Annotated in this window: 21 protein-coding genes; 16 read left to right on the forward strand and 5 right to left on the reverse strand. The window is 71.6% G+C overall.

All coding sequences use genetic code 11. From position 1 onward, the window contains the following. Positions 1-132 precede the first annotated feature (132 nt). The 3 genes from ACFYQ5_RS24335 to ACFYQ5_RS24345 all read left to right on the forward strand — a co-directional run bounded on the left by ACFYQ5_RS24335 (position 133) and on the right by ACFYQ5_RS24345 (position 3,795). The gene (locus tag ACFYQ5_RS24335) at positions 133-1,575 is read left to right on the forward strand and encodes an N-acetylmuramoyl-L-alanine amidase (protein ID WP_389200336.1); all 1,443 of its coding nucleotides are present in this window, start codon (positions 133-135) and stop codon (positions 1,573-1,575) included. A 78-nt stretch (positions 1,576-1,653) separates the two neighbouring features. Continuing rightward, positions 1,654-2,745 carry a sugar phosphate nucleotidyltransferase gene (locus ACFYQ5_RS24340; RefSeq protein WP_389200338.1) on the forward strand — a complete coding sequence of 364 codons (1,092 nt, stop codon included), beginning with the start codon at positions 1,654-1,656 and terminating at the stop codon, positions 2,743-2,745. A gap of 57 nt (positions 2,746-2,802) precedes the next feature. After that, entirely contained in the window at positions 2,803-3,795 is a 993-nt protein-coding gene (locus ACFYQ5_RS24345; RefSeq protein WP_389200339.1) for a DNA-3-methyladenine glycosylase family protein, read from the forward strand. A 7-nt stretch (positions 3,796-3,802) separates the two neighbouring features. Here the strand turns inward: ACFYQ5_RS24345 and ACFYQ5_RS24350 are convergent, their stop codons facing one another. The 3 genes from ACFYQ5_RS24350 to ACFYQ5_RS24360 all read right to left on the reverse strand — a co-directional run bounded on the left by ACFYQ5_RS24350 (position 3,803) and on the right by ACFYQ5_RS24360 (position 6,699). Continuing rightward, positions 3,803-5,128 (reverse strand): coenzyme F420-0:L-glutamate ligase, encoded by a 1,326-nt coding sequence (locus ACFYQ5_RS24350; protein ID WP_389200341.1) that lies wholly within the window; start codon positions 5,126-5,128, stop codon positions 3,803-3,805. Further along, entirely contained in the window at positions 5,125-6,081 is a 957-nt protein-coding gene (gene cofD, locus ACFYQ5_RS24355) for a 2-phospho-L-lactate transferase (RefSeq protein WP_389200342.1), read from the reverse strand. Before cofD ends, ACFYQ5_RS24350 begins: the two co-directional genes overlap by 4 nt. A gap of 117 nt (positions 6,082-6,198) precedes the next feature. Continuing rightward, the gene (locus tag ACFYQ5_RS24360) at positions 6,199-6,699 is read right to left on the reverse strand and encodes a cysteine dioxygenase (protein ID WP_389200344.1); all 501 of its coding nucleotides are present in this window, start codon (positions 6,697-6,699) and stop codon (positions 6,199-6,201) included. Positions 6,700-7,349: 650 nt separating this feature from the next. Between ACFYQ5_RS24360 and ACFYQ5_RS24365 the strand changes: the two genes are divergently transcribed. The 3 genes from ACFYQ5_RS24365 to ACFYQ5_RS24375 all read left to right on the forward strand — a co-directional run bounded on the left by ACFYQ5_RS24365 (position 7,350) and on the right by ACFYQ5_RS24375 (position 13,240). Beyond that, positions 7,350-7,613, forward strand: a complete 264-nt coding sequence (locus ACFYQ5_RS24365) for a WhiB family transcriptional regulator (RefSeq protein WP_018846780.1) — start codon at positions 7,350-7,352, stop codon at positions 7,611-7,613. Positions 7,614-7,907: 294 nt separating this feature from the next. Next, positions 7,908-11,708 carry a glycosyltransferase gene (locus tag ACFYQ5_RS24370; RefSeq protein WP_389200346.1) on the forward strand — a complete coding sequence of 1,267 codons (3,801 nt, stop codon included), beginning with the start codon at positions 7,908-7,910 and terminating at the stop codon, positions 11,706-11,708. Continuing rightward, entirely contained in the window at positions 11,705-13,240 is a 1,536-nt protein-coding gene (locus tag ACFYQ5_RS24375; RefSeq protein ID WP_389200348.1) for a DUF5719 family protein, read from the forward strand. The genes ACFYQ5_RS24370 and ACFYQ5_RS24375 overlap by 4 nt, the downstream gene beginning before the upstream one ends. Before the next feature lie 19 nt (positions 13,241-13,259). Here ACFYQ5_RS24375 and ACFYQ5_RS24380 read toward each other — a convergent pair whose 3' ends face one another. Next, positions 13,260-13,688 carry a metallopeptidase family protein gene (locus ACFYQ5_RS24380; RefSeq protein WP_389200385.1) on the reverse strand — a complete coding sequence of 143 codons (429 nt, stop codon included), beginning with the start codon at positions 13,686-13,688 and terminating at the stop codon, positions 13,260-13,262. Between the two features lie 271 nt (positions 13,689-13,959). Here ACFYQ5_RS24380 and ACFYQ5_RS24385 point away from each other — a divergent pair, with 271 nt between their 5' ends. The 9 genes from ACFYQ5_RS24385 (at position 13,960) to ACFYQ5_RS24425 (ending at position 24,134) form a co-directional block, all read left to right on the forward strand. Then, positions 13,960-14,382: a DUF3499 domain-containing protein gene (locus ACFYQ5_RS24385; protein WP_389200387.1), complete on the forward strand. Its 423-nt coding sequence runs from the start codon at positions 13,960-13,962 to the stop codon at positions 14,380-14,382. Between the two features lie 192 nt (positions 14,383-14,574). Then, positions 14,575-16,191, forward strand: coding sequence for an L-lactate permease (locus ACFYQ5_RS24390; RefSeq protein WP_389200349.1), 1,617 nt, complete (start codon positions 14,575-14,577; stop codon positions 16,189-16,191). 61 nt (positions 16,192-16,252) lie between these two features. After that, positions 16,253-17,620, forward strand: a complete 1,368-nt coding sequence (locus tag ACFYQ5_RS24395; RefSeq protein WP_389200351.1) for a phosphomannomutase/phosphoglucomutase — start codon at positions 16,253-16,255, stop codon at positions 17,618-17,620. A gap of 281 nt (positions 17,621-17,901) precedes the next feature. After that, the gene (locus ACFYQ5_RS24400) at positions 17,902-18,084 is read left to right on the forward strand and encodes a Trm112 family protein (protein WP_389200353.1); all 183 of its coding nucleotides are present in this window, start codon (positions 17,902-17,904) and stop codon (positions 18,082-18,084) included. A 41-nt stretch (positions 18,085-18,125) separates the two neighbouring features. Then, the gene (locus ACFYQ5_RS24405) at positions 18,126-19,262 is read left to right on the forward strand and encodes an SIS domain-containing protein (protein WP_389200355.1); all 1,137 of its coding nucleotides are present in this window, start codon (positions 18,126-18,128) and stop codon (positions 19,260-19,262) included. A 58-nt stretch (positions 19,263-19,320) separates the two neighbouring features. Further along, entirely contained in the window at positions 19,321-20,574 is a 1,254-nt protein-coding gene (gene manA / locus ACFYQ5_RS24410) for a mannose-6-phosphate isomerase, class I (RefSeq protein WP_389200357.1), read from the forward strand. Positions 20,575-20,661: 87 nt separating this feature from the next. Beyond that, entirely contained in the window at positions 20,662-21,657 is a 996-nt protein-coding gene (locus ACFYQ5_RS24415; protein ID WP_389200359.1) for a cation diffusion facilitator family transporter, read from the forward strand. A 262-nt stretch (positions 21,658-21,919) separates the two neighbouring features. Further along, on the forward strand, positions 21,920-23,377 hold the full coding sequence (ahcY, locus tag ACFYQ5_RS24420; RefSeq protein WP_389200360.1) for an adenosylhomocysteinase: 1,458 nt from the start codon (positions 21,920-21,922) through the stop codon (positions 23,375-23,377). A 124-nt stretch (positions 23,378-23,501) separates the two neighbouring features. Continuing rightward, a complete protein-coding gene (locus ACFYQ5_RS24425; RefSeq protein ID WP_389200362.1) occupies positions 23,502-24,134 on the forward strand; it encodes a hypothetical protein in 633 nt (210 codons plus the stop codon). Positions 24,135-24,149: 15 nt separating this feature from the next. Here ACFYQ5_RS24425 and ACFYQ5_RS24430 read toward each other — a convergent pair whose 3' ends face one another. After that, the gene (locus ACFYQ5_RS24430; protein WP_389200364.1) at positions 24,150-25,082 is read right to left on the reverse strand and encodes an RDD family protein; all 933 of its coding nucleotides are present in this window, start codon (positions 25,080-25,082) and stop codon (positions 24,150-24,152) included. 119 nt (positions 25,083-25,201) lie between these two features. Between ACFYQ5_RS24430 and ACFYQ5_RS24435 the strand changes: the two genes are divergently transcribed. Next, complete coding sequence (locus ACFYQ5_RS24435; RefSeq protein ID WP_389200366.1) at positions 25,202-26,209, forward strand: stage II sporulation protein M; 1,008 nt, start codon at positions 25,202-25,204, stop codon at positions 26,207-26,209. Positions 26,210-26,684 lie beyond the last annotated feature (475 nt).

Consider the following 26,684-nt stretch of genomic DNA (forward strand, 5'->3'; position numbering starts at 1 on the left):
AGGGTACGCGGCGGCGTCGGCCCGACAGGGCGTGACCGGTGCTTCGTACACCGGTTCGGCAGACGGTGCGTCAAGTGATGGCAGCTGCACTCCAGTAGCCGGAAATGCCGGATTCTGTCAAGGATTTCCTGTATGCGTGCACTTCTTGCAACCTCGATCGGCGTCACCTGCGCGACGGCACTCACCCTCCCGCTCGCCGCGCCCGCGCTCGCCGCCCCCGTCCAGGCCCCGGTCGCACAGGCGCCCGCGGCCACCAAGGCCGAACCCGCGGGTTCGACCCAGTCACTGCCCCTGCGGCCGCTCACCGACGCGGCACCGCGGGCCTCCGGCCAACCCACCGAATCCATGGACCCCACGGCCGCACAAGGGCTGCTCCGGCGGAACTCGCACCGCTTCTCGCTCGTCGGCGTGGTCTGGGACGACGCCGACGCCGAACTGCACGGCACCGTCCAGGTCCGCACCCGCGCGACCGGCACCACCACGTGGTCCGCCTGGCAGTCCCTCGAGACCCACAACACCGACCACGCCGCCGACGCGGGCAGCCCCGAGCGTGAATCGGGCACGGTGCGCGGCTCCACCGCTCCCCTCTGGGTCGGCGACTCGGACGGCGTCGAGGTACGCGTACGTTCCGAGAGCGCCGGGCCGCGAAGCGGCGCCGTCGGCACCGAACCCCTCCCCACGGGCCTCCAGGTGGAACTCGTCGACCCGGGCGATGACCCGGAGCAGTCGCGCGCGGAGGCCACCCCCACCCAGGGCACCCCGTCCGCCGTCACACCGTCGGCGGGCACCGCGACACCCGTCACGGCCGTCCAGTCCGGAGCCCTCCCGGAGTCCGCGGGCCTCAGCATGGCGGCGGCCGAGAGCTCCGCCGTCAACGCCGACCTCGCCCCGCTGGGGGCCTCCGAGATCGCCCCCCTGAGCAAGGCCGAGTCGGAGGAGCAGGCGGTCGTCGCGGCGGGCGCCAAGCCGTTCGTGGGACCGCGCCCGGGCATCGTCACCCGCAAGGGCTGGGGTGCCGACGAGAGCCTGCGCGAACGGAACTTTGCCTACACCTCGACCGTCAAGGCCGCGTTCGTCCATCACAGCGCCACCGGCAACAACTACACCTGCGCCCAGGCGCCCTCCGTCCTGCGCAGTATCTACCGCTACCACGTCAAGAGCAGCGGCTGGCGGGACTTCGGCTACAACTTCGCCGTCGACAAGTGCGGGAAGATCTACGAGGGACGCGCCGGTGGCGTGTCGAAGGCGGTCCTCGGGGCCCACACCCTCGGTTTCAACACGAACAGCATGGGCATCGCCGTACTCGGGACCTACAGCTCGAAGAACCCGCCCGCCGCCGCGGTCACCGCGATCGCCAAACTCACCGCATGGAAGCTCGGCCTGTTCGGCCGCAACCCCAAGGGCAAGGTCACGCTCGTCTCCGGGGGCAGCGGCAAGTACAAGAAGGGCGCGAAGGCCAAACTCAACGTCATCTCCGGGCACCGCGACGGGTTCGCAACCGAATGCCCCGGAATTCGTCTCTACAAGAAGCTCGGCACTGCCCGGACCAGTTCGGCGAAGCTGCAGGGCCGCTGACCGGGAGGGCTTCGAACGGTCTGCATACACTGGCCAGCCGAACGAGGCCCGGCCCCAGCAGGAAGCAGAGACGGTGCTGTGACAGAGGCAAAAGAAGCGATTCTCCTGGTCGGTGGCAAGGGCACTCGGCTGCGTCCGCTCACGGTGCACACCCCGAAGCCGATGGTCCCCGCGGCGGGGGTGCCGTTCCTCACGCACCAGCTGGCGCGGGCCAGAGCAGCCGGGGTGGAGCACATCGTGCTCGCGACGTCCTACCTCGCGGAGGTGTTCGAACCGTATTTCGGTGACGGTTCGTCGCTCGGCCTCTCCATCGAGTACGTCACCGAGGACGAACCCCTCGGTACCGGCGGAGCCCTCAGGAACGTGGCGTCGCGGCTGGCCGCAGGCCCGGACGAACCCGTCATCGTGTTCAACGGGGACATCCTCACCGGCCTCGACATCCGGGCCCTGGTCGCCGCGCACGCCACCTCCGGGGCGGACGTCTCCCTGCACCTCACCAGGGTGGAGGACCCGCGCGCCTTCGGTCTCGTACCGACGGACGGCACGGGCAGGGTGACGGCCTTCCTGGAGAAGCCGCAGACACCCGAGGAGATAGTCACCGACCAGATCAACGCGGGCGCGTACGTCTTCCGCAGGTCGGTCATCGACACCGTCCCGGCCGGCCGGCCGGTCTCCGTGGAGCGCGAGACCTTCCCCGGCCTGCTGGCCGCCGGCGCCCACCTCCAGGGCATGGTGGACTCCACGTACTGGCTGGACCTCGGCACCCCGCAGGCGTTCGTACGCGGCTCGGCCGACCTGGTTCTCGGCCGCGCCCCGTCCCCCGCGGTTCCCGGCCGTCGCGGCGACCGGCTCGTCCTGCCCACCGCCTCCGTGGCCGCCGACGCCAAGCTCACCGGCGGTACGGTCATCGGCGAGGGCGCGCTGATCGGCGAGGGAGCCAGGATCTCGGGCTCCACCGTGCTGGACGGCGCCGTCGTGGAACCGGGCGCGGTGGTCACCGACTCGCTGGTCGGAGCCGGCGCCCGGATCGGCAGCCGTTCGGTCCTCACGGGCGCGGTGATCGGCGACGGCGCCCAGGTCGGCGCCGACAACGAACTGCGCGACGGAATCCGTATCTGGTGCGGCGCGGTCCTCCCGGCCGGCTCGGTCCGCTTCTCGTCCGATCAGTGAACGGTCCTCGTCGGCCTTACCCTCGATAGGCACCCCCCGACGACCGAGGACTCACCCGTGGCAGGACGCTTCGTACCCCGCACCACCGTGCCCCGGCAGGAGCCGGCGGCGGAGGAGTGCGCCCCGCCGCGGACCCGGAGCTGGACACCGCCGGGGCCGCTCGACCTGAGGCTGGTCCTGAGCCCTCTGCGGCGCGGCCCGGCGGACCCCGCCTACCGGGCACTGCCCGACGGAACCTTCTGGCGTGCCACCCGCACCCCGGCCGGCCCCGGCACCCTGCGCGTCTCGGCGTCCCGCGACGGCGTGATCCACGCGGCGGCCTGGGGGCCGGGAGCCCAGTGGCTCCTGGACGGGCTCCCGGCGCTGCTCGGCGCGGACGACACCCCGGACGCCTTCCGCCCGCGCCACCGGCTGGTCGCCCTGACCCAGCGCAGCCGGCCGGGTCTGCGTCTGCTGCGCACCGGGCTGGTCATGGAGTCCCTGATCCCCTCGGTCCTGGAACAGAAGGTCACCACCGACGAGGCCTACCGCGCCTGGCGGCTGCTGGTCCGCACCCACGGCACCCCCGCCCCCGGCCCCACCGACCAGGCGTTCGGCACGCACGGCCTGTACGTCATGCCGGACGCCAGGACCTGGTCGTTGATCCCGTCCTGGGAGTGGCACCGCGCAGGCGTGGACGCGAAGCGCTCCGCGACGATCCTGCGCGCGGTCCGGGTGGCCCGGCGCATGGAGGAGGCGGCCGCGATGGAGCTCCCCGAGGCGATGGCCCGGCTGCAGCTGATCCCGGGCATCGGACCCTGGACCGCCGCGGAGACCCTGCAACGCTCGAACGGCGCTGCGGACGCGGTGACGGTCGGCGACCTCCACCTGCCGGGCATCGTGGGCCACGCGCTCGCGGGCAACAGGAACGCCGACGACGAGGAGATGCTGGCGCTCCTCGCCCCGTACGACGGCCAGCGGCACCGGGCGACCCGCCTGATCATGCTCTCGGGTCACACCCCGGCCCGCCGGGCCCCCCGGATGACGCCGCGCGACATCGCCCGGCTGTGACCGGTCCTCAGCGCACCGCGATGAACGCCTCGGGGTCCCGGGCGGCCCGCTCCGACGGTGTCCCCAGCGGCCGTCCGACGGCCACCGCGCCCAGCGGGTCCCAGGATTCCGGCAGGTCCAGCACCTCACGCACCACGGACCGGCAGAACATCGTCGAGGACACCCACGCCGAGCCGAGCCGCTCACCCGCGAGCGCCACCAGGAAGTTCTGTACGCCCGCACCGGCGGCGACCACGAACATCTCGCGCTCCGCGGCGTCCCGGCGCTCGTCCCCGTAGGTGTGCGAGCCGTCCATCACGAGACACGGCACCGCCAGATACGGCGCGTTGCGCAGGACGTCGCCCCGCCGCACGCGCCTGGCGATCGACTCCTCGCCGCGCCCGTCCCGCCGCAGATCCGCGATCCACGCGTCGCGCATGGCGTCGAGCAGCCGGGTCCGCGCATCCGCCGACTCCAGCAGGACGAACCGCCACGGTGTCGTGTGGTGGGGCGCCGGAGCCGTGACCGCCGCCGCCACCGCACGCCGTACGGCCCCGGGGTCGACGGGTTCGTCCGCGAACTCCCGCACGGTGCGCCGGAGGTTCAGCGCTTCCCGCACCGCCTCGGACGTACCCAGCCGGAACATGTCGTCGGCCGCGACCCGCACCATCGCCCGGGCGCCCTCGTCGGACGCGCCGGGGCCGGCCACCACGTGCGGAAGTCCGCGTACCACCGCGACGGGCAGCCCGGACGTCTTGCCCTTCACCAGGTCACCGGCCGAAGCCAGTTCGTCGGCCGTGGCGACGACGGTCGCGCTCAGCGGGTTGCCGTGTCCGTCGGTGCCGCCCCGGAGATCGTCGAGGACCCTGACCCCCGCCGCTCCGATCGCCACGTCCGTCAGGCCGCTGCGCCAGGGGCGTCCGAAGGTGTCCGTGACGACGACGCCGACGTCGACCCCGAGCGAGTCCCGCAGCCCGTCCCGGATCAGCCGGGCCGACGCGTCCGGGTCCTCGGGCAGCAGCAGCACCGTCCCGGCCGGGGTGTTCGAGGCGTCGACCCCGGCGGCGGCCATGACGAGCCCCTGCCGGTTCTCCACGATCCTGAGCGTCCCGCGCCGGGCGACCACCCGGACGGTCTCGGCGTCGATCGCCGCCTCCCGGTCCGTGGCCTCGACGATCCGGCCCTCCGCCTTGGAGACGATCTTCGAGGTGACCAGCACGACGTCACCTTCCACCAGGCCCGGTTCCGTGCCGGCGATGAGCTTCGCGAGGTCGTCGCCCTCCCGCACCTCGGGGATCCCGGGCAGGGCCCACACCCGGTACGAGGGTGTCCCGTCGGCCGGCCCGCCGCTCATGCCCGTACCTCCTCGGCCAGCGCCAGGGCCTGCCGGGCCATCTCGGCGGTGGCGTCCGTGTCGGTCATCATCAGCGGGACGGCGCGGCAGCGGATTCCCGCCGACTCGACCTCGTCGACCACTCCGGCGTCCACGCTGTCGACGAGCCAGCCGTCGAGCAGTCCCGAACCGTAGTGACGGGCGACGGCTGCGGCGGTGGACTCGACGCCCACCGCGGCCAGCACCTTGTCGGCCATGCCGCGCACGGGCGCGTCACCGACGATGGGGGAGAGCCCGACGACGGGGACCCCGGCCTCGGCGATCGCCTCCCGGATACCGGGCACGGCGAGGATGGTGCCCACCGACACGACGGGGTTGGACGGCGGGAAGACGATGACGTCGGACCCGGCGATGGCTTCCAGGACGCCCGGCGCGGGCTTGGCCTGCTCCGCTCCCACGGGCACGACCGCCTGCGCGGGCACGGAGGCGCGCATCTTCACCCAGTACTCCTGGAAGTGGATGGCCTTGCTCTCGCCGTCGACGTCCACCGCGACATGCGTCTCGACGCGGTCGTCGGACATCGGGATCAGCCGGACCCCGGGGTTCCACCGCGCGCAGAGCGCCTCGGTGACCGCGCTCAGCGGATAGCCCGCGCCGAGCATCTGCGTACGGACGATGTGGGTCGCGAAGTCGCGGTCGCCGAGGCCGAACCACTCGGGCCCCACGCCGTACGCCGCGAGCTCCTCCTTGACCTGGAAGCTCTCGTCGGTACGCCCCCAGCCCTGGTCCTCGTTGATGCCACCGCCGAGGGTGTACATCACGGTGTCGAGGTCGGGGCAGACCTTCAGCCCGAACAGATGGATGTCGTCGCCGGTGTTGCCGATCACCGTGATGTCCGCGTCGGGCGCGGCCTGTTTGAGGCCACGCAGGAAACGAGCACCACCGATACCGCCGGCCAGAACCACAATGCGCATGCACAACAGTCTGTCAGGCGAAGCCTGATCCTTGTGGGGGTGGTGGTGGGCGACGGGTGGGACTGTCAGGCGAAGCCTGATCCTTGTGGGGGTGGTGGTGGGCGACGGGCGGGACTGTCAGGCCCGTACGACGTCCTCGGCTGCCGGGGCGCACTGCGCAGCGTGCATCGGCATGTCCGTCAGGCCCGGGAAGTAGACGTGCAGGCTGACGGCGGGTTCGAGGGAGTCGTTGACGACCTCGTGGACGTATCCCGGGGCGAGGACGCGTTGTGCGCCCGCGTTCAGGGCCTGCCCCCCGCGCGCCGTGTGCTCGGTCAACTCGCCGTCCAGGACCGTGAGTACGCCGGAGGAGAGGCCGTGGTCGTGGCGGCCGCTGCCCTGGCCGGGGACCCAGCTGAGCAGCCATACCTCGTAGCCGGGCCCGGCTTGCAGCCGGTGGTACCAGCGGGTCGTGGTGTCGTACCGGACGAGTGGGGCCCACCGGGCGCGGTCGGCGGCGATGGAGCGGGCGAGTCCGACGAACCCGGCCACGGTGGAGGGATGGGGGCTGGCCGGCTGGAGAAGGTGCTGGACTTCAAGGATGTCGCCGGCGATCGAGAGGTCGCTGTCGCTGTTCATGGGTGCGGTGATTCCTCGGCATGTGGATGCGCGTGCGGGGGGTGTCGCGGAGGCCGGAAAGCGGTGGGACGAAGCTGGATCAGAGCTGGAGCGCCAGGGCTTCAACAGCTGTGACAGCTGGAACAGCAACAGCGGGCCTGGACAGCGGTACGGAACCCACGGGTGTGGGTCGTGTACGTGGCTGCGGTCGCTGGCATGAAGTCAAGGAGACCTGCTGGATCCGCCCTCTGTCAACCCAATGACCGATTTGGCGGCAATGTTTCACTCCATCCGGTTGTCGGGTGTGGAGAAAGGTTTTAGCAGCCATCAGGTCGGCAAGGTGGCGCATCAACCGTGTCCGTAAACGCGCTTGAGAACCCGTGACCCTACTGTGATCTTGGTCGCTCCAGTGATCAAATCGAAACATCGGTGCGGCCTCGCTCGTCTCACTCGGTGGGAAGTGGCAGTGGATGACGCCGATGGCATATGTCAGGTTTTTGGTGATTTGAACACTTACTGCATACGCTTGGTTCCGCAGAGTGAATACCGAGGCCAATAGCAGATCTTCGCTTGACTGGCCCAGAGCTACACACTTGTAATTTCACTCGTGTCGTTCGGTCGCATCGATAACGGCCGCATCACGGGACGCAAGAGACAGACGAGGGGCGCACATGACCGAGCTGTTCCAGCAACTGCTGGTCGAGGACGCGGACGAAGAGCTCGGCTGGCAGGAGCGCGCGCTGTGCGCCCAGACCGACCCCGAGTCCTTCTTTCCTGAAAAGGGCGGCTCCACCCGCGAGGCCAAGAAGGTCTGTCTCGCCTGTGAAGTCCGTTCCGAATGCCTTGAGTACGCCCTCAACAACGACGAACGGTTCGGGATCTGGGGCGGCCTGTCCGAGCGTGAGCGGCGACGCCTGAAGAAGGCGGCCGTCTGACGCCGCGTACCCGGGCGCCCCGGACGCCCCGGACTCCCGGACCGCGATGGCCTGGGGGCCGCACCCTCTGTACAGGGTGCTGCCCCCAGGCCGTCGGCATGTCAGGCCATGTCCGGCCATCTCCGGCTGTCTCCGGTTCCCGCCGGTCAACCGCTCGGCGCGGGGCGGACATCCGTACCGTTAGTGTGGGGCCCCGTCCGAGAGACGCGCCAACGCCCCGCCGGGGCGCGCGTGTACACCGATGCAGCCCCCGGGGGGACCCCCTCCGGACCCGGCCGGAGGGCCCGTACCCCGATGTCCGTGCACAGCCACTCGGCGGCGCCGAACGAGGCCGCCGCCGCCCCAGAGTTCCCCCGGCACGTCGTCACCGCCGTGCTCGTCTCGCACGACGGCGCACGATGGCTGCCCCACGTGCTCGGCGGACTGCTCGGGCAGGAGCGCCCCGTACAGAACGTCGTCGCCGCCGACACCGGCAGCGCCGACGACTCCGCCCGCCTGGTCACCGAGGCGCTCGGCGGTGAGCGCGTCCTCCACCTCGCACGGCGTACGAGCTTCGGCACCGCCGTCGACGAGGCGACCCGCACGGCGGGTGTCCTCACCCCCGACGACCTGCCGTACCTGAAGCGGCCCAGCGGCTGGGACCCGGTCACCCGGAGCTGGCGCGACGACGCGTACGACCTGCCGGAGCTTCCGCACGGCGAACCCGTCCAGTGGCTCTGGCTGCTGCACGACGACAGCGCCCCCGAGCCGGACGCGCTCGCCGAGATGCTGCGCGTCGTCGACAACGACAAGCACGCCGCGATCGTCGGACCCAAGCTGCGCGGCTGGTACGACCGCAAGCAGCTTCTCGAGGTCGGCGTCTCCATCGCCAACAGCGGACGCCGCTGGACCGGACTCGACCGCCGGGAACAGGACCAGGGTCAGCACGACCAGGTCCGTACGGTGCTCTCCGTCTCCTCCGCGGGCATGCTGGTGCGCCGCGACGTCTGGGAGGAGCTCGGCGGCTTCGACCGCAGGCTCCCGCTGATGCGTGACGACGTCGACCTCTGCTGGCGCGCGCACATGGCCGGGCACCGGGTGCTCGTCGCCCCCGACGCCGTCCTGCGGCACGCCGAGGCCTCCGCCAGGGAACGCCGCCCCATCGACTGTGCCGGACGTTCCGTCGCCAGCCCGCACCGCGTCGACAAGGCGGGCGCCGTCTACACGATGCTCGTCAACGCCCGCGGCAAACAGCTGCCGTGGTCCCTGCTCCGCCTCGTCGTCGGCACCCTGCTGCGCACCCTCGCCTACCTCGTCGGCAAGGTGCCCGGGCAGGCACTCGACGAGGTCGCCGGGCTCTTCGGCACCCTGCTGCGCCCCGGGCGGATCATCGCCGCACGCCGCGCGCGCGGCAGAGGAACGGTGGACGCGGCGGAGCTGAGGTCGCTCTTCCCGCCGCCCGGCGCCACGGTCCGCGCCACTGTCGAACAGGTCGCGGGCAACTTCGGCAACCGCACCGACTCCGACACCGGCGGCTCACGGCACGGAGTTGTCGAGTCCGGGCCCGGCGGTGACGACGCCGACTTCCTGGAGATCGAACAGTTCGCCCGGCTCAAGAAGGTCGGCCGCAAGCCGGGCCCCGTGCTCTTCGCGCTCCTCCTCGTCGTCTCCCTGGTGGCCTGCCGGTCCCTCCTCGGCGGCGGCGCCCTCGCGGGCGGCGCACTGCTGCCCGCCCCCTCCGACGTCTCCGACCTCTGGGGGCGCTACGCGGACGGCTGGCACCCGGTCGGTACCGGCGGGACCCAGTCCGCGCCGCCCTACCTCGGTGTGATCGCCGCCCTGTCGGTGCTGTTCCTCGGCTCCACGGGCTTCGCGCTCACCCTCCTGCTCGTCTGCTCGGTCCCGCTCGCCGGACTCACCGCGTACTTCGCCTCCCGGCCGCTGCTCGAGTCCCGGCTCCTGAGGGCCTGGGCGAGCGTCGCCTACGCCTTCCTGCCCGCCGCCACCGGTGCGCTGGCCACCGGGCGTCTCGGCACAGCCGTCCTGGCCGTCCTGCTCCCGCTGATCGCCCGCGCGGCCGTCGCCGCGCACGGGCTGCGGGGAGACGGCTCCGGCGCACGCGGCAGCTGGCGCGCCACCTGGGCGTACACCCTGCTGCTCACCCTCACGACGGCGTTCACGCCGATCGTCTGGCCGCTCGCGGTGGTCCTCGGCATCGGCGTGCTCGTGCTGCGCCGGGGCGACATCGCCGCGTACGGGCTGCGCTTCCTGGCCACGGTCGGCACCCCGATCCTGATCCTCGCGCCCTGGTCGCTCTCCCTGCTGGCCGGTCCGTCCGGCTTCCTGAAGGAGGCCGGGCTCGACATCGGTACGGGCACGGCGTCCGCCCTCGACCTGCTCGGCATCAGCCCCGGCGGCCCCAAGGCCGCAGGCGGTGTCCTGCTGCTCGGCATCGTGCTGGCGGCGCTGGCCGCCCTGCTGCGCGGGGAGCGGCAGTTCGCGATCCGTACCGCCTGGGTCGTCGTGCTCGTCTCCCTGGTCTTCGCGGGGATCTCCAACGGATCCACCTGGGCGGGACCCGCCACCCTCGTCTACGGCATCGCGCTGCTCGCCGCCGCCCTGCTCGGCGCGGACGGCGCCCGGGTACGGGTCGCCGCACTGAGCTTCGGCTGGCGTCAGCCGGTCGCCGCGCTGATCGCCCTGGCCGCCGGGCTCGCCCCGGCCCTGGCCGCGGCCGGCTGGATGATCGGCGGCGCGGACGGTCCGGTGGAGCGCCGCGACCCCGTGCAGGTGCCCGCCTTCGTCGCGGAGGAGAGCAGTACCCGCGACCAGGCGCGCACCCTGGTGCTCGGCGGCACGTCACCGTCCGCCGTCTCCTACAGCCTGGTCCGCGGCTCGGGCGCCCGGCTGGGCGACGCCGAGCTCACCGAGGCGGGCGGCAGCAACACCCACCTCGACAAGGTCGTCGCCAACCTGGTCGCGGGCTCCGGCGCCGACCAGGGCAGCCAGCTCAGCGGCTTCGCGATCCGCTACGTCCTCGTACGGGACGGAGCGCCGCGGCAGATGAGCCGGGTGCTGGACTCGACCCCGGGTCTGAGCCGGCTCAGCCAGCTGGACGGCAGCGCCCTGTGGCGGGTCGACCGCCAGGTATCCCGGCTCGCGATCGTCCCCGCCGGTGACGACGGGGCCGGGCCCGTCCCCGTCGGGTCGCTGGCCGTCGAGGCGCACACCGAGATCCCCGAGGGCGGCGCCGGCCGGGTACTGCGCCTCGCCGACGCGGCCGCCCCGGGCTGGCAGGCCACCCTCGACGGCCGGGCCCTGACCCCGAAGACCGTGGACGGCTGGGCACAGGGCTTCGAGCTGCCCACCGAGGGCGGCACGCTGGACCTGACGTACGACGCACCCGTCACGCACACCGTCTGGGTCTGGGCGCAGGTGGCGCTCGGCGTCGTCCTGGTGGTGCTGGCCCTGCCGGGCCGGCGCCGGGAGATCGACGACGACCTGCCCGAGGAGACCGAGGCCGTCGCGGCCGAGCCGGTCGCCGGGGAGGGACGCCGGGCACGCAGGCTGCGCGCGGCGGCCCAGGCGGAAGCGGTGACGGCGGGCGACGAAGCCGTCGCAGGGGCGGCGTACGCGGAGGACGGCACGGCGACCGGATACGGCGAGGCGGCTCCCGTCGTTCCGGAGCAGGCACCGGCGGAGTACATCCCGGCGCAGCAGAGCGCCGATCCGTACGCGGCGGTCCCGGGCCAGGACGGCACGGGTGCGTACGCGGCGGTCCCGGGTGACCAGGACGGCACCGGCACCTACGCGGCGGTTCCGCAGCAGAACTACGGGGAGTGGGACGCGCAGCAGTACCAGGGCGCCGACTACGGCCAGTACCAGGGCGGGCAGGACGCCGGCCAGTACTACCAGGCCGGTCCCTACCAGCAGGACCCGTACCAGCAGCAGGGTGCCTACGACCCGTACGGCTACGCCCAGCAGCAGCCCTACGCCGCGGGGGCGGGCGAAGCCGCCCCGTACGACGGGCCTGACGAGAACACCACCCCGTTCGGCCAGGAACCGTGGCCGAACGGCAACGGCAACGGCAACGCATCGCGAGGCGAGTCCGAGTGAAGTCCACCCCCCTGTCCCTCATCGCGGGCGTCGTCGCCCTCGCCGCCGTGACCGGTTTCGCCGCGGTCACCGCGCCCGGTGACGAGAGCGTGGCGGAGCCGAAGGCCGCGGCCCGGCTTCCCGTCGAGCGCTCCAGCCTGCTCTGCCCGGCGCCGAGCATGTCCGACGTCGCGGAGACGACGTACACGTCCTTCACCCCGTCGGGGGAGAGCGGCGGGGAGGCCGGTGCCGCCGAACTGAAGCCGGCCGAGCCCCTTCCGACGGACGGGGAGGAGCCGGCGGACAAGGCGAAGGACGAGAAGGACAAGGACGAGGACAAGGAGAAGAAGGCGGGCGACAAGCCCGTCGTCTCCCTGAAGGACCTCGGCAGGCCGGCCACGGCCGACACCTCCGCGTCCGACGCCCCCGCGCTCGTCGGCACCGCCACCGGAGAGTTCGCCCCCGGCTGGACCGCCCAGCAGACCACCACGGCCGCCGCCGGCAGCGCCCGTGGCCTGCTCGGTGTCAGCTGCACCGGCCCCGACACGGACTTCTGGTTCCCGGGCGCGAGCACCGGCGAGGACCGTCAGGACTACGTCCACCTGACCAACCCCGACGACACCGCCGCCGTCGCCGACATCGAGCTGTACGGCGCCGAGGGCCCCCTTGATTCCGATGTGGGGGAGGGCATCACGGTTCCGGCGAGGTCGAGCGTCCCGATGCTGATCTCGACCCTGACCAGCGAGGCCGCCGAGAACGTGACCGTCCACGTCACCACCCGGTCGGGACGCGTCGGCGCGGTCGTGAGTGCCGCCGAGGACGGGGTGGGCAGTGACTGGCTGGCCGCCTCCGCGGACCCGGCGGGTACCCAGATCCTGCCCGGGATCCCGGCCGACGCCACCTCCGTACGTCTGGTGGCGTACGCGCCCGGGGAGGACGACGCCGATGTGAAGGTCCAGCTCCTGGGCAAGAACGCGACGTTCTCACCGGCGGGGAACGCCACCCTGCACATCAAGTCGCAGATGACCGCGAGCGTCGACCTCAAGGACGTCACCCGGGGGGAGCCCGGCTCGCTCCGGCTGTCGCCCGTCGACGGCAGCGCGACGCCGGTGGTCGCCGCGCTGCGTGTGGTGCGCGGTACCGGCGCCAAGCAGGAGGTCGCGTTCATCCCGGCGACCGGCGCCGTGGGCGAACGGGCGAGCGTCGCCGACAACCGGGCGAAGGGCTCGGTCCTTTCCCTGACCGCCCCGGGCGAAACGGCCAAGGTCAAGGTCACGGCGTCGGCGGGCAGTGAGAGCGGTGAGGCGACCGTCAAGACGTACACGGTCAAGGGCGGCACGACCATCGAGGTCACGCCCGAGACTCCGGCCGGCCTCAAGGGCGGCTACGCCCTGACCGTGGAGACGGAGTCGGGCGGCCCGGTGCACGCCGCCCGCACGCTGACGATCGCGGAAGGCGGCGTCGGCATGTTCACCGTGCAGACGCTGCCGGACGACGGGGGCACGGTCGAGGTGCCCGCGGCGGAGCAGGATCTGTCGGTCCTGGACGACTGAGGCCGCGCGCTGCGGGCCCTCAGTCCTGCCCGTAGCGCGGGTCGACCGACTCGGGTGAGAGGCCGAGCAGCTCCGCGACCTGTTCCACGACGACCTCGTGCACCAGCATGGCGCGCTCGTCGCGGCTCTTGGTGCGGATCTCGACGGGACGCCGGTAGACGACGATCTGAGCGGGCTGTCCCTTCGCGGCCGACAGCGAGCGGCCCAGTGGCACCGTCTCCTCGAGCGAGCCCGGCACATCGAGGACCAGGAAGTCGACGTCCGCCAGCTGCGGCCAGCGCCGCTCCAGCCGTTCCACCGAATCCTGGACGAGATCGCGGAAGCTCTCGGCCCTGCTGACGGACAGCGGCACCTGGGGCGGGGCGACCGGTCCGCGCATGCCGCGGCCATGGCGGTCGCGGCGGCGGGGCCGTGGCTCGGACGGGTGGGGCGGTACGGGACTGTCCATCACCGACGCAGCGTAACTCTCCTCGGGCCGGGGCGATCACGGGTTCTCCACAGGTCCGCCGGATGCCCCTCAGATGTCCCCGGATGAACATTCAGGCCAGGGCCGGGGGCGGTTTCGGCCCCTGCTCCGATCGCGGAACCCTCGCCGAACGGCCGCTCCGCATGTCCCCGACGACCGCGAATCAGCGCACGCGTACGGGCTGCCGCACAGGTCGGAACGGTTGCGCCGGAGCCATGTGGGGCACGTTTCCGGGGCGACACGAGGGGGTGTGCTGGGGGAGAGTCGTCGCAGCCCGCTCAAGAGTGCGGTACCGTCCAACATCGTGAGCCCTGTACGTCGCTGTTCGCGAACCGCGTGCGGCCGTCCCGCCGTCGCGACACTGACGTACGTCTATGCCGACTCGACCGCGGTCCTCGGCCCGCTCGCCACCTATGCCGAGCCCCACTGCTACGACCTCTGTGCCGAGCACGGTGAGCGCCTCACCGCGCCGCGTGGCTGGGAAGTCGTCCGGCTCGCCGACCCCTCGGCTCCCACCCGGCCCAGCGGTGACGATCTCGAAGCGCTCGCCAACGCCGTGCGCGAGGCGGCGCGGCCCCAGGACCGTCAGCAGGGTGGCAGGGGACCGCGTGCGGCGGACCCGGTGGAGGTCGCGCGCCGGGGGCATCTCCGGGTGCTGCGTTCCCCGGACTCCTGACGTACCTCCCGCACTTCCTGCCTCACCTGACGCACCTCCTGCCCCACCCGCCACCTCCGTCCGGCGTCTGACCGGCATCTGTCCGGAAGAAGATTTCCCGGTACGGAGCATTGACGATGGCTTGTCGCGGACACGACCATTCCCCCACCCGTGAGAGATCGCTTCCGCATCACGGAATCCGGGGAGGTCTGTGTGTTTGTCCAGCAACTCGAACCCGTAGCCGATTCGCTCGCTCTGTCCGCGCTTGTCGCTTCCCTGCCACTGGTGACCGTTCTGGTGCTGCTCGGCGCCGTCCGCATGAAGGCCCACCGTGCCGGACTGATCGGGCTCGCCGTCGCCGTGCTCGTCGGCTGGCTGGCGTTCGGCATGCCCGTGGGGCAGACGCTGTCCGCAGGGGCGCACGGCGTCCTCTTCGGGCTCTTCCCGATCATGTGGATCGTCGTCAACGCCCTCTGGGTGTACCGGATGACCGTCCGTACCCAGCACTTCGACATCCTGCGGCGCTCCTTCGGCCGGGTCTCCGACGACCCCCGCATCCAGGCGCTGGTCATCGCCTTCTGCTTCGGTGCGCTCCTTGAGGCGCTGGCCGGCTTCGGCGCACCCGTCGCGATCTGCTCGGTCATGCTCGTCGCCCTCGGCTTCGACCCGGTGAAGGCCGCCGTCATCTCGCTGGTCGCCAACACCGCGCCGGTCGCCTTCGGCGCCATGGGCACGCCCGTGGTGACGCTCGCGCAGGTCACCGGACTGCCGCTGGACGACGTCGCCACGGTCGTCGGCCGCCAGACCCCGCTGCTCGCGCTCGTCGTCCCGCTGATCCTGGTCTTCCTGGTCGACGGCAAGCGAGGACTGCGGGAGACCTGGCTGCCCGCACTCGTCTGCGGAGTGGCCTTCGCCGTCGCGCAGTTCGCCGCGTCCAACTTCGTCTCCGCGCAGCTCGCCGACATCGCGGCGGCGCTGGTGGGCGCCGGGGCGCTGATCGCCGTCCCCGGCGCCCGCAGGCCCGCCGCCGAACCCGTACGCGCGGCCGTGCTGACGGGCGTGCGCAGCGAGGACCTGGACCAGGAGGACCCGCGCCGTGAGGTGCTGCGCGCCTACGCCCCGTACGCGCTGATCGTCGCGGTGTTCTCCCTCGCCCAGATCCCGCCCGTCAAGCGGTTGCTGGCCGAGGCGACACAGGTCTTCGACTGGCCGCTCCTCGACGTCGCGGGACCCGACGGCGAACCGGTCGGTGCCAACGTGTTCTCCCTCCCGCTCCTCGGCACGGGCGGCACCCTCGTCCTGTTCGCGGGCCTGGTCACCGCCGGCGTCATCGGCGTACGGGCCGGTACCGCGGCGCGGGAGTGGGCGGCCACCGTCCACGAACTGCGCTACGCGATCCTCACCGTGACGTCCGTGCTCGCCCTCGCCTACGTCATGAACCTCTCCGGACAGGCCGCCACCATCGGCCAGTCCGTCGCGGCGGCGGGCGCCGGACTCGCCTTCCTCTCCCCGGTGCTCGGCTGGTTCGGCGTCGCCGTGTCCGGCTCCGACACCTCGGCCAACGCCCTCTTCGGCGCCCTCCAGGTGTCCGCCGCACGGGAGTCCGGCCTCTCGCCGGAACTCCTCGCCGCCGCCAACAGCTCCGGCGGGGTGCTGGGCAAGATGATCTCCCCGCAGAACCTGACGATCGCCTGCGCGGCCGTCGGCCTCGCCGGACGCGAAGGCGATCTGCTGCGCAAGGTCCTGCCGTGGAGCCTGGGGCTGCTGCTGGTGATGTGCCTGGTCGTGATGGCGCAGAGCACGGCGGTACTGGGTTGGATGCTCCCCTGACCGGGAGTTCACGGGAGCCCGGTAGTTTGGGCGCTCCGTAATGACTCCAGGAGGACCGGCCGTGGTTGCTGACCTGTCGCAGCTCGTGAAGGCGTACGACGTGCGCGGAGTCGTGCCCGACCAGTGGGACGAGCCGCTGGCCGAACTGTTCGGCGCCGCCTTCGTCCACGTCACCGAAGCGGACGCGATCGTGATCGGCCACGACATGCGGCCGTCCTCGCCCGGTCTGGCCGCGGCCTTCGCCCGCGGCGCGACGGCCCGCGGCGCCGACGTGACCCTCATCGGGCTCTGCTCGACGGACCAGCTGTACTACGCCTCCGGGGCGCTGGACCTGCCCGGAGCGATGTTCACCGCCTCGCACAACCCGGCGCGGTACAACGGCATCAAGCTGTGCCGCGCCGGGGCCGCGCCCGTGGGCCAGGACACCGGCCTGACCGAGATCCGCACGCTCGTCGAGCAGTGGTCGGAACAGGGGCTCCCCGCCACGGCCGCCACCGCCCCGGGCACGGTCACCGAGCGCGACACCCTCACCGACTACGCCGCGCACCTGCTGGGCCTCGTCGGCCTCTCCGGGATCCGGCCGCTCAAGGTCGTCGTGGACGCGGGCAACGGCATGGGCGGCCACACCGTCCCCACCGTCTTCGCCGGCCTCCCCCTCGACCTCGTACCCATGTACTTCGAGCTCGACGGAACCTTCCCGAACCACGAGGCCAACCCCCTCGACCCGAAGAACATCGTCGACCTCCAAGCCCGTGTCCTCGCCGAGGGCGCCGATCTCGGCCTCGCCTTCGACGGCGACGCGGACCGCTGCTTCGTCGTCGACGAGCGCGGCGAGGGCGTGTCCCCGTCCGCGATCACGGCCCTGGTCGCCGCCCGCGAGCTGGCCCGCAACGGGGGCAAGGGCACCGTCATCCACAACCTGATCACCTCCTGGTCGGTCCCCGAGGTCGTACGAGAGAACGGCGGAACCCCCGTCCGCACCCGCGTCGGCCACTCCTTCATCAAGGCCGAGATGGCCGAACACGGCGCGATCTTCGGCGGCGAGCACTCCGCGCACTACTACTTCCGCGACTTCTGGAACGCCGATACCGGCATGCTCGCCGCCCTCCACGTCCTCGCCGCGCTCGGCGGCCAGGAGGGCCCGCTCTCCGGGCTCCTCGACCGGTACGACCGCTACTCGGGCTCCGGCGAGATCAACTCCACCGTGGCCGACCAGGCAGGCAGCCTGGCGGCGATCAGGACGGCGTACGACGGCCGCGACGACGTGCGGTTCGACGAGCTCGACGGACTCACGGTGACCAGCGGCGACTGGTGGTTCAACCTCCGCGCCTCCAACACCGAGCCGCTGCTGCGCCTGAACGTCGAAGCACGGGACGAGAAGACGATGACGGCGGTACGGGACGAGGTGCTCGCTCTCGTCCGTGCGTGACCGGTGCGCCTCGTGGGCACAACGGGCGCGCTGGACGGACGCACCGTGCGGCGCCCGCGGTGCGTGTGCCCGCGGGAACAGGCGCCCGGGGAGCCGGTGCCCGGGGAGCCGGTTCCCGCACCGTCCGCCGCGTGCGGGCCGCCCGACGCTTGCTCCGTCGGGCGGGGCCTGCCGGGCCGCGACCCTCCCGGCCCGGCGGTAGGCTGACCACGCCCCAAGCTCCGCGGACCCGAACCGGGTCCGGACCGGATCCGCACCGCATGCCCGAAGGGACCCACCCCATGCCGCTCGAAGCCGGCCTTCTGGAGATCCTCGCCTGCCCGGCCTGCCACGCCGGGCTCGACGACCGGTCCGCGGACGAAAGCCCCGAGCTCGTCTGCACCGGCACGGACTGCGGTCTCGCCTACCCGGTCCGGGACGGCATTCCGGTGCTCCTCGTCGACGAGGCCCGCCGCCCCGCGTAACCCGCGTTCCTGATCAGCACGGTGATCGGAGGCCCACCCCCATGCTCGACGAGTCGTTGCTCGACGCACCGGAAGCCCTGGCCCGAGCCGACCGGCGAGGTCTGCTGCGCGGTGCCGCCGAGGCCGGAGCCCGCGTCCGTACCGCCACCCGGCACGCCGCCGAGGCGGGTATAAGCGCTCTGGCCCCCGAAGGCCGGCCCCGTGCCGTCCTCGTCGCGGGCCCCGGTACCGCCGCGTCCGGCGTCGCCGACCTGATCGGCGCCCTCGCTGGCGCCTCCGCTCCCGTCACCGCGATCCGTCCCACCGGGGTCGCGGCGGCCGCCGGAGCGCTGCGCTGGGCGCTGCCCGGCTGGGCCGGGTCCGTGGACCTGCTGCTCATCGCGACGGCCGACGGCTCGGAACCCGGTCTCGCGCTGCTCGCCGAGCAGGCGTACCGCCACGGCTGCACGGTCGTCGCCGTCGCACCCGACCGCTCCCCGCTGCGCGAAGCGGTCGACGGGGTGCACGGGCTCGTCGTGCCCATGGCGTCCGCCCCGTACGGCGAGTACGACGCCGAGACCTCGGCGGCGGGCCCCGGCACGCTCTGGGCCCTGCTCACCCCCCTGCTCGCCCTGCTGGACCGGGTGGGCCTGATCGACGCGCCCCCGGAGTCGCTGCAGAAGGTCGCCGACCGCCTCGACCGCACGGCCGAGCGCTGCGGGCCGGCGATCGCCACGTACAGCAACCCGGCCAAGACCCTCGCCGCGGAACTCGCCGACAGCCTGCCCCTCATCTGGACGGAGGGCGAGGCCGCGGGGCCCGTCGGGCGCCGGTTCGCCGCCGTCCTGGCCGAACTCGCCGGCCGCCCGGCGCTCGTCGCCGAACTGCCACAGGCGCTGCCCTCCCACGGGGGACTGCTCGCCGGAGCTTTCGCCGCCGGAGGCGACCCCGACGACTTCTTCCGGGACCGGGTGGACGAACCCGAAACCATGCGGGCCCGTGTCGTCCTGCTCCGCGACCGGCCCGCCGGCGGCCTGACCGCGAGCCCGGCCGCCCGTGAGCTCGCCCTCAGCCACGACACGGCCATCAGCGAACTCGAACCGGAGGAGGGCAGCGAGCTCGAAGCCCTCGCCGAGCTCCTCGCGGTCACCGACTTCGCCGCCGTCTACACCTCCCTGGCCTCCGACAACAGGGCCTGACCGCCCGCCTCCGCCCTGGGCGCCCACGCCCCCGCGCATCCCACGAGGACACATCTCCATGGACCGGCTCTCCAACACCGTGCGCCCCTACGCCTGGGGGTCCACCACTGCCATTCCCGAACTGCTGGGCACAGCCCCGACCGGCGAACCCCAGGCCGAGATGTGGATGGGAGCCCACCCGGGAGCCCCTTCGCGCCTCACCCGCCCGGCCGGAGCGGACTCCGGGAGTCCCCGGGCGGACTCCGGGAGTCCCCGGGCGGACTCCGCGAGTCCCGGGGCGGACTCCTCGAGTTCCGGGGCGGCCGAGCAGTCCCTCACGGACGTCATCGCGGCCGACCCCGAACGCGAACTCGGCTCCGCGGCCGTCCGCGCCTTCGGCCCCCGCCTTCCCTTCCTGCTCAAGCTGCTCGCGGCCGGCGCCCCGCTGTCCCTCCAGGTCCACCCCGACCTGGCGCAGGCACAGCAGGGCTACGCGGACGAGGAGCGCCGGGGCATCCCGGTGAACGCGCCGCACCGTACCTACAAGGACGCCAACCACAAGCCCGAGCTGATCTGCGCGCTCACGCCCTTCGACGGGCTGTGCGGCTTCCGCAGGCCGGCGGAAGCCGCCGACCTGATAGCCGCCCTCGGCGTCGACTCGCTCAAGCCCTACGTCGACCTGCTCCGTGCCCACCCCGAGGAGGGGGCCCTGCGCGAGGTCCTCACGGCGATCCTCACCGCGGACCCCGATGAGATGGCACACACGGTCGCCGACGCGGCCGAGGCCGCGGAACGGCTCGGCGGCGCCCACGCCCCGTACGCCCAGATCGCCCACCACTACCCCGGCGACCCCGGCGTCATCGCGGCCATGCTGCTGAACTACGTACAACTCCAGCCCGGCGAGGCCATGTTCCTCGGCGCGGGAGTGCCGCACGCCTATCTCGGCGGTCTGGGCGTCGAGATCATGGCCAACTCGGACAACGTGCTGCGCTGCGGTCTCACCCCGAAGCACGTCGACGTCCCCGAACTGCTGCGCATCGTCCGCTTCGAAGCCTCCGAGCCCGGCATCCTGCGCCCCGAGGCCTCACCCACCGGTGAGGAGCTCTACGAGACGCCGGTCGACGAATTCCGGCTGTCGCGCTACGTCCTGCCGCCCGGCGGCGCCCCCGTCGACCTCACGGCGGGCACCCCGCAGATCCTGCTGTGCACGGCAGGCGCCCCCCAGGCCGGGGAGACCGGCCTCGCACCCGGCGAATCCGTGTTCGTACCGGCGGACGAAACGCTCGAAGTATCCGGTACGGGAACGCTCTTCCGCGCGACCGTGGTGGCCTGACGTACCGTCCGCACCAGCGGCTGCAACAATGTCCGGCCGTAACGCGGCGCCCGTGCCGCAGCACCGAGGAAGGGACACCAGGCACCCATGAGCGCGTCAGGCGGAACCAAGGCGATCGTGGCGGCACTCGCCGCCAACCTCGCGATCGCAGTGGCCAAATTCGTGGCGTTCCTTTTCAGTGGCTCGTCATCGATGCTGGCGGAGAGCGTCCACTCACTGGCGGACTCAGGCAACCAGGGACTCCTGTTGCTCGGCGGCAAGAAGGCCCAGCGGGAGGCGACCCCCCAGCACCCCTTCGGCTACGGGCGCGAGCGCTACATCTACGCCTTCCTCGTGTCCATCGTGCTGTTCTCGGTCGGTGGCATGTTCGCGATCTACGAGGGCTACGAGAAGATCAAGCACCCGCACGAGATCGAGGCCTGGTACTGGCCGGTCGGCGTGCTGGTCTTCGCGATCATCGCCGAGAGCTTCTCCTTCCGTACGGCCATCCAGGAGTCCAACCAGACCCGCGGCAACCTGTCCTGGACACAGTTCGTCCGCCGCGCCAAGGCGCCGGAGCTTCCCGTCGTCCTCCTCGAGGACCTCGGTGCGCTCGTCGGCCTGGTCCTGGCCCTCGGAGGCGTCGGCCTGGCGCTGGGCACCGGCAACGGTGTGTGGGACGGCATCGGCACCCTGTGCATCGGCATCCTGCTGATCGTCATCGCGATCGTCCTCGCCGCCGAGACCAAGTCGCTGCTGCTCGGTGAGGCGGCCGGTACCGAGGACGTCGAGAAGATCCAGGCCGCCGTGGTCGACGGCGACACCGTCACCCGGGTCATCCACATGCGCACGCTCCACCTCGGTCCGGAGGAGCTCCTCGTGGCGGCCAAGATCGCGGTGCGGGCCGAGGAGTCCGCCGCCGAGGTCGCGGAAGCGATCAACGCCGCCGAGAACCGGATCCGCGCGGCCGTCCCGATCGCGCGGGTCATCTACCTCGAGCCCGACATCTACGACGAGGCCGCCGCCGCGTCCGGCACCAACCCGGGCAAGGCACCGGGAGGCCCCGCGTCTCCCGGCGACGCACCGGCGGGATCCGGACACTGACCCGCTGAGGATCAGCCCCGAACGGCCCTGTGACCCACGCCGCCGCCCAGGCGGACTGGGGCTCGCTGGGCCGTTCGGTGTAGATTCGAGGAAGTACCAGACGTCGCTGCTGATGGCGGTCGATCGGTTCGCGCGAGCGGGCCGGCCGAGGGAGAGAGGGCCTCCGACGGACTGCACTGCGGATCGCCCGGGCATTCGTGTGCCCGTGGCCGCCGCAGAGCCAGCCAGCCCACCCTCGACCCACTACGAGGAGCAGCCCGTTATGACGACGGCCGCCAATCGCCAGGACTTCAAGGTCGCAGACCTCTCCCTCGCCGCCTTCGGGCGCAAGGAGATCACCCTCGCCGAGCACGAGATGCCCGGCCTGATGTCGATCCGCAAGGAGTACACCGACGCCCAGCCGCTGGCCGGCGCCCGGATCACCGGCTCCCTGCACATGACCGTCCAGACCGCGGTGCTCATCGAGACCCTGGTCGCCCTGGGCGCCGAGGTCCGCTGGGCCTCCTGCAACATCTACTCGACCCAGGACCACGCCGCCGCAGCGATCGCGGTCGGTCCGAACGGCACCCCGGACGCCCCCGCCGGCGTCCCGGTCTACGCCTGGAAGGGCGAGACCCTGGAGGAGTACTGGTGGTGCACGGAGCAGGCTCTGACCTGGCCCAACACCCCCACCGGCGGCCCGAACATGATCCTCGACGACGGTGGTGACGCCACCCTCCTCGTCCACAAGGGCGTCGAGTTCGAGAAGGCCGGCGAGGCCCCGGACCCGTCGACCGCGGACAGCGAGGAGTACGCCTACATCCTCACCCTGCTGAACCGCACCCTCGGTGAGGCGCCGCAGAAGTGGACCCAGCTGGCGTCCGAGATCCGCGGTGTGACCGAGGAGACCACGACGGGTGTGCACCGGCTGTACGAGATGCACCGCGACGGCACCCTCCTGTTCCCGGCGATCAACGTCAACGACGCGGTCACCAAGTCGAAGTTCGACAACAAGTACGGCTGCCGCCATTCGCTGATCGACGGCATCAACCGCGCCACGGACGTCCTGATCGGCGGCAAGACCGCCGTCGTCTGTGGTTACGGTGACGTGGGCAAGGGCTGCGCGGAGTCGCTGCGCGGCCAGGGCGCCCGGGTGATCATCACGGAGATCGACCCGATCTGCGCGCTGCAGGCGGCGATGGACGGCTACCAGGTCACGACGCTGGACGACGTGGTGGAGACCGCGGACATCTTCGTCACGACCACAGGCAACAAGGACATCATCATGGCCTCGGACATGGCCCGGATGAAGCACCAGGCCATCGTCGGCAACATCGGTCACTTCGACAACGAGATCGACATGGCCGGCCTGGCGAAGATCGACGGCATCGTCAAGGACGAGGTCAAGCCGCAGGTCCACACCTGGAAGTTCCCGGACGGCAAGGTCCTGATCGTGCTGTCCGAGGGCCGTCTGCTGAACCTGGGCAACGCCACCGGTCACCCCTCGTTCGTCATGTCCAACTCGTTCGCGGACCAGACCCTGGCCCAGATCGAGCTGTTCACCAAGCCCGAGGCGTACCCGACCGATGTCTACGTGCTGCCGAAGCACCTGGACGAGAAGGTCGCCCGGCTTCACCTCGACGCGCTGGGCGTGAAGCTCACGACCCTGCGCCAGGAGCAGGCCGACTACATCGGTGTCCCGGTCGAGGGTCCGTTCAAGTCCGACCTCTACCGCTACTGAGCCGGCCGTCGGCCGACGGCCGGCTCAGCTCTCAGCAGCAGGTCCGAGCGCAGGCCCCCGCACCCCCGTGTCGGGGGCCTGCCCCGTACCGCACCCGCACAGCCCGAGGAACCCGAAGGACCCCATGCCCCGCGGCCGTTATTCGCTCCACGATGTCCACGACCACACCCCCCTCGGCGAAGAACACTTCCACTGCGCGCCCGGTCCGTCCGGCTGGCGCTATGTCTCCCAGACGACGGGCCCCTCGGGCGCCCACCTGGGTTCCGTCGATCTGGCACTGGACGAGCTCGGCCGCCCCATCCGTCTCGAACTGCACGCTGCGAGCTGGCAGATCCGAGGCGCCGCCCTCGACGGGGTCACCTGGGTACGGAACGATCCCACCGGCGCTCACGCCACCGAAGGAAACGTCCGCGCCCACACCTTCTCCGGCACATCCCCGGCTTTCCTCGTCGCCACTGCCCGGCTCCTTCGCCTCACCCCCGATTCCCCCGCGACCCGCGTCCGTCTGGTCACCTTCACGGACCCGGTTCTCGCCCCCCGTACCGTCGACCAGTCCTGGTCGCTGCTGAACAGTGAAGCGCACGCCACTGACAACGGGCCCCTGATCGTGGACGAGTACCAGGTCAACGCACTGGACACCGGTGATCAGCACGCCGTGCACATCGCGGGTGACGTGGTGCTGGCGGCGCCGGGCATCGAGCTCGAGCACCTCGAATCCCCGCCCTCGGCGATGCCCGGCCCGGCGGACGGGGCCTGAGAACGCGGGCAGGGCTCAGGCGGGCGGGACGAACCCGGTCGTGGGCGGCAGGACGGCCCCGTCCTTGTCCGCGTCGGACGCCGTGGGTGAACCTCCCCCTCCGGGCCGGACCTCCGCGGACCGCAGCCCACCGGGCACTTCCCGATTCGTCGGCACGGGCACCGGCACGGGTGCCCCGGGCGTCAGGTGGCTGCGGTCGGCTGCCGCGGCCACCCGACGGACGTCCCGCGTCTGTCGCTCGTTCACCACGGCCGCCAGGTAAGCAGCCGCCGGTACCCCCTGCGGCACCGGAACGCCCGTACGCGCCGCGAGATCCGTGGACAGCCGCTCGGCCATGGACCCGCGCACCGCGCCGTCGAGCTGGTTCATCCGCGTCAGGTACTGACGGATCGCCAGCCAGAGACCGTCCGGCACGCCCGAGAGGTCCAGCTGCGCGAAACGTCCCACGAGCCAGGGCGGTGGCGGCGGCACGGCGAGAGTGCGCCCGACCGGCACCCGCTCACGTACGACGAGCGTTCCTGCGAACACGTCACCGAGCCGACGGCCGCGGGCGGACACCAGAGAGGCGATACAGCTCACGACTCCGAACGTCCCCAGAATCTCGACCGCGCCCATCGCGCCCCGCACGAGCGCGTGCCGGAACCGGATGGGCCCGCCGTCGTCCCGCACCACACGAAGTCCGCAGGCAAGCTTTCCGAGCGAGCGGCCGTGGCTGAGCGTCTCGACCGCGACCGGCCCGCCCACCAGGATCAAAAGAAACGAGGCGACGGTGATCGCGGCGATCGCGGCTTCGTCGAGCGTCACGGTCGCGACGGCCAGCCCGACGGACAGCAGCACGAAAACGGTCAGAAGCACCGCAAGATCAATCGCGATGGCCAACGCCCGGCTGGGCAGCCTCGCCGGCTGCAAGCCCAGTACGACCGCGTCTCCGGTTACGAGTTCATTCATCGCCACCCACCCCTCGCCGCCCTTCCCTGCCTCTCGGGAGCACAGTCTGCCAAGCTGACCCGCAGCGCGCCGCCGTAGTACGGACCCGTACGCACCCATGCCTGGAGCAGCAGCCGACCATGGATCTCGACGTCTTCGTGACCACCCACCGCATCGAGTGGGACCGCCTGGACCACCTTCTGCACCGCGGGCGCAGCCTGACAGGCGAGGAGGCGGACGAACTCGTCGCCCTGTACCAGCGCACCGCCACCCATCTCTCCTTGATCCAGTCCGGTGCCCCGGACCCCCTGCTGACCGCTCGCCTCACTCAGCTGGTGGCCCGCGCGCGCTCCACGGTGACGGGGACCCGCCGCTCCTCGTGGAGTGACGCCGCCCGCTTTCTGACCGCTAGCTTTCCCGCAGCCGTCTACCGCTCGCGGCACTGGTGGATTCCCACGGCGGTGCTCTCCACACTGCTGGCGGCCGTCATCGGCTGGTGGATCGGCACGCACCCGGAGGTCCAGGCGTCGATCGCCGCCCCGGATGACCTGCGCGCTCTGACCCGGCCCGGTGGCCAGTACGAGACGTACTACTCGAGTCACCCGGCCGCCTCCTTCGCCGCCCAGGTCTGGACGAACAATGCTCAGGCGGCAGCCATGTGCCTGGTGCTGGGGGCGTTCCTCTGCATCCCCGTGATCTGGATCCTCTTCGTCAACGTGCTCAACCTGGCTGTCGGCATCGGCCTGATGTCCTCGGCAGGCCGTCTGGACACCTTCCTCGGGCTCGTCCTGCCGCACGGTCTTCTCGAACTCACCGCCGTCTTCGTCGCAGCAGGTACTGGACTCCGACTCGGCTGGACGGTCATCGACCCGGGCCCACGCACCAGACGGGCGGCCCTGGCCCAGCAGGGCCGCGCCGCGATAGGCATGGCCATCGGTCTGGCGCTGGTCCTGTTCGTCTCCGGCGCGATCGAAGGCTTCGTCACCCCTTCTGGCCTTCCCACCTGGGCCCGCATCACCATCGGTGTGGTGGCTGAGCTGGCCTTTCTCGCCTATGTCTATGTCCTCGGAGGCCGGGCGGCCCGTGCCGGCGACACCGGAGACGTAGAGGCCGGCGAGCGAAGCGCGGAGCTCCCCACAGCAGCCTGACGGCCGATGTGCGTGGGGGAGCGCTGACCTGCTAGTCTTCTGGTCGTCCACAAAAACTGTTGACACAGTTCGCGTGGAGAGGTAGATTTTAACGGTTCGAGCGAGCTGGACAGCTTGCTCGAGAACGTCTAAAGTTCATCTCGCTCGTGCAGAGGACGTGATCCTCGCAGAGCCGATCGATTCTTCTCTTTCACGCAAACGCCGGATTCGCTTCGGTGGAATTGCTTCTGATAAAGTCGAGTCAGCCGAAAGGCAAAGACCACTCCATGGGTCGCTGGAATCAAATTCGGACCGGAAACGGAACGAAAAAGAGTCTGGTAAAGTTGGAACCGCCGGAAAGGGAAACGCGAAAGCGAAGAACTGGAAAGCGAAAGAGCAGTAACCCGCTTCGACCGGGAATCGGACACGAAAGAGTCTGATAGAGTCGGAAACGCAAGAACGAAGGGAAGCGCCCGGAGGGCCCCGGTGAAACGGG

Source organism: Streptomyces sp. NPDC005794, assembly GCF_042871445.1.
Classification (GTDB): domain Bacteria; phylum Actinomycetota; class Actinomycetes; order Streptomycetales; family Streptomycetaceae; genus Streptomyces.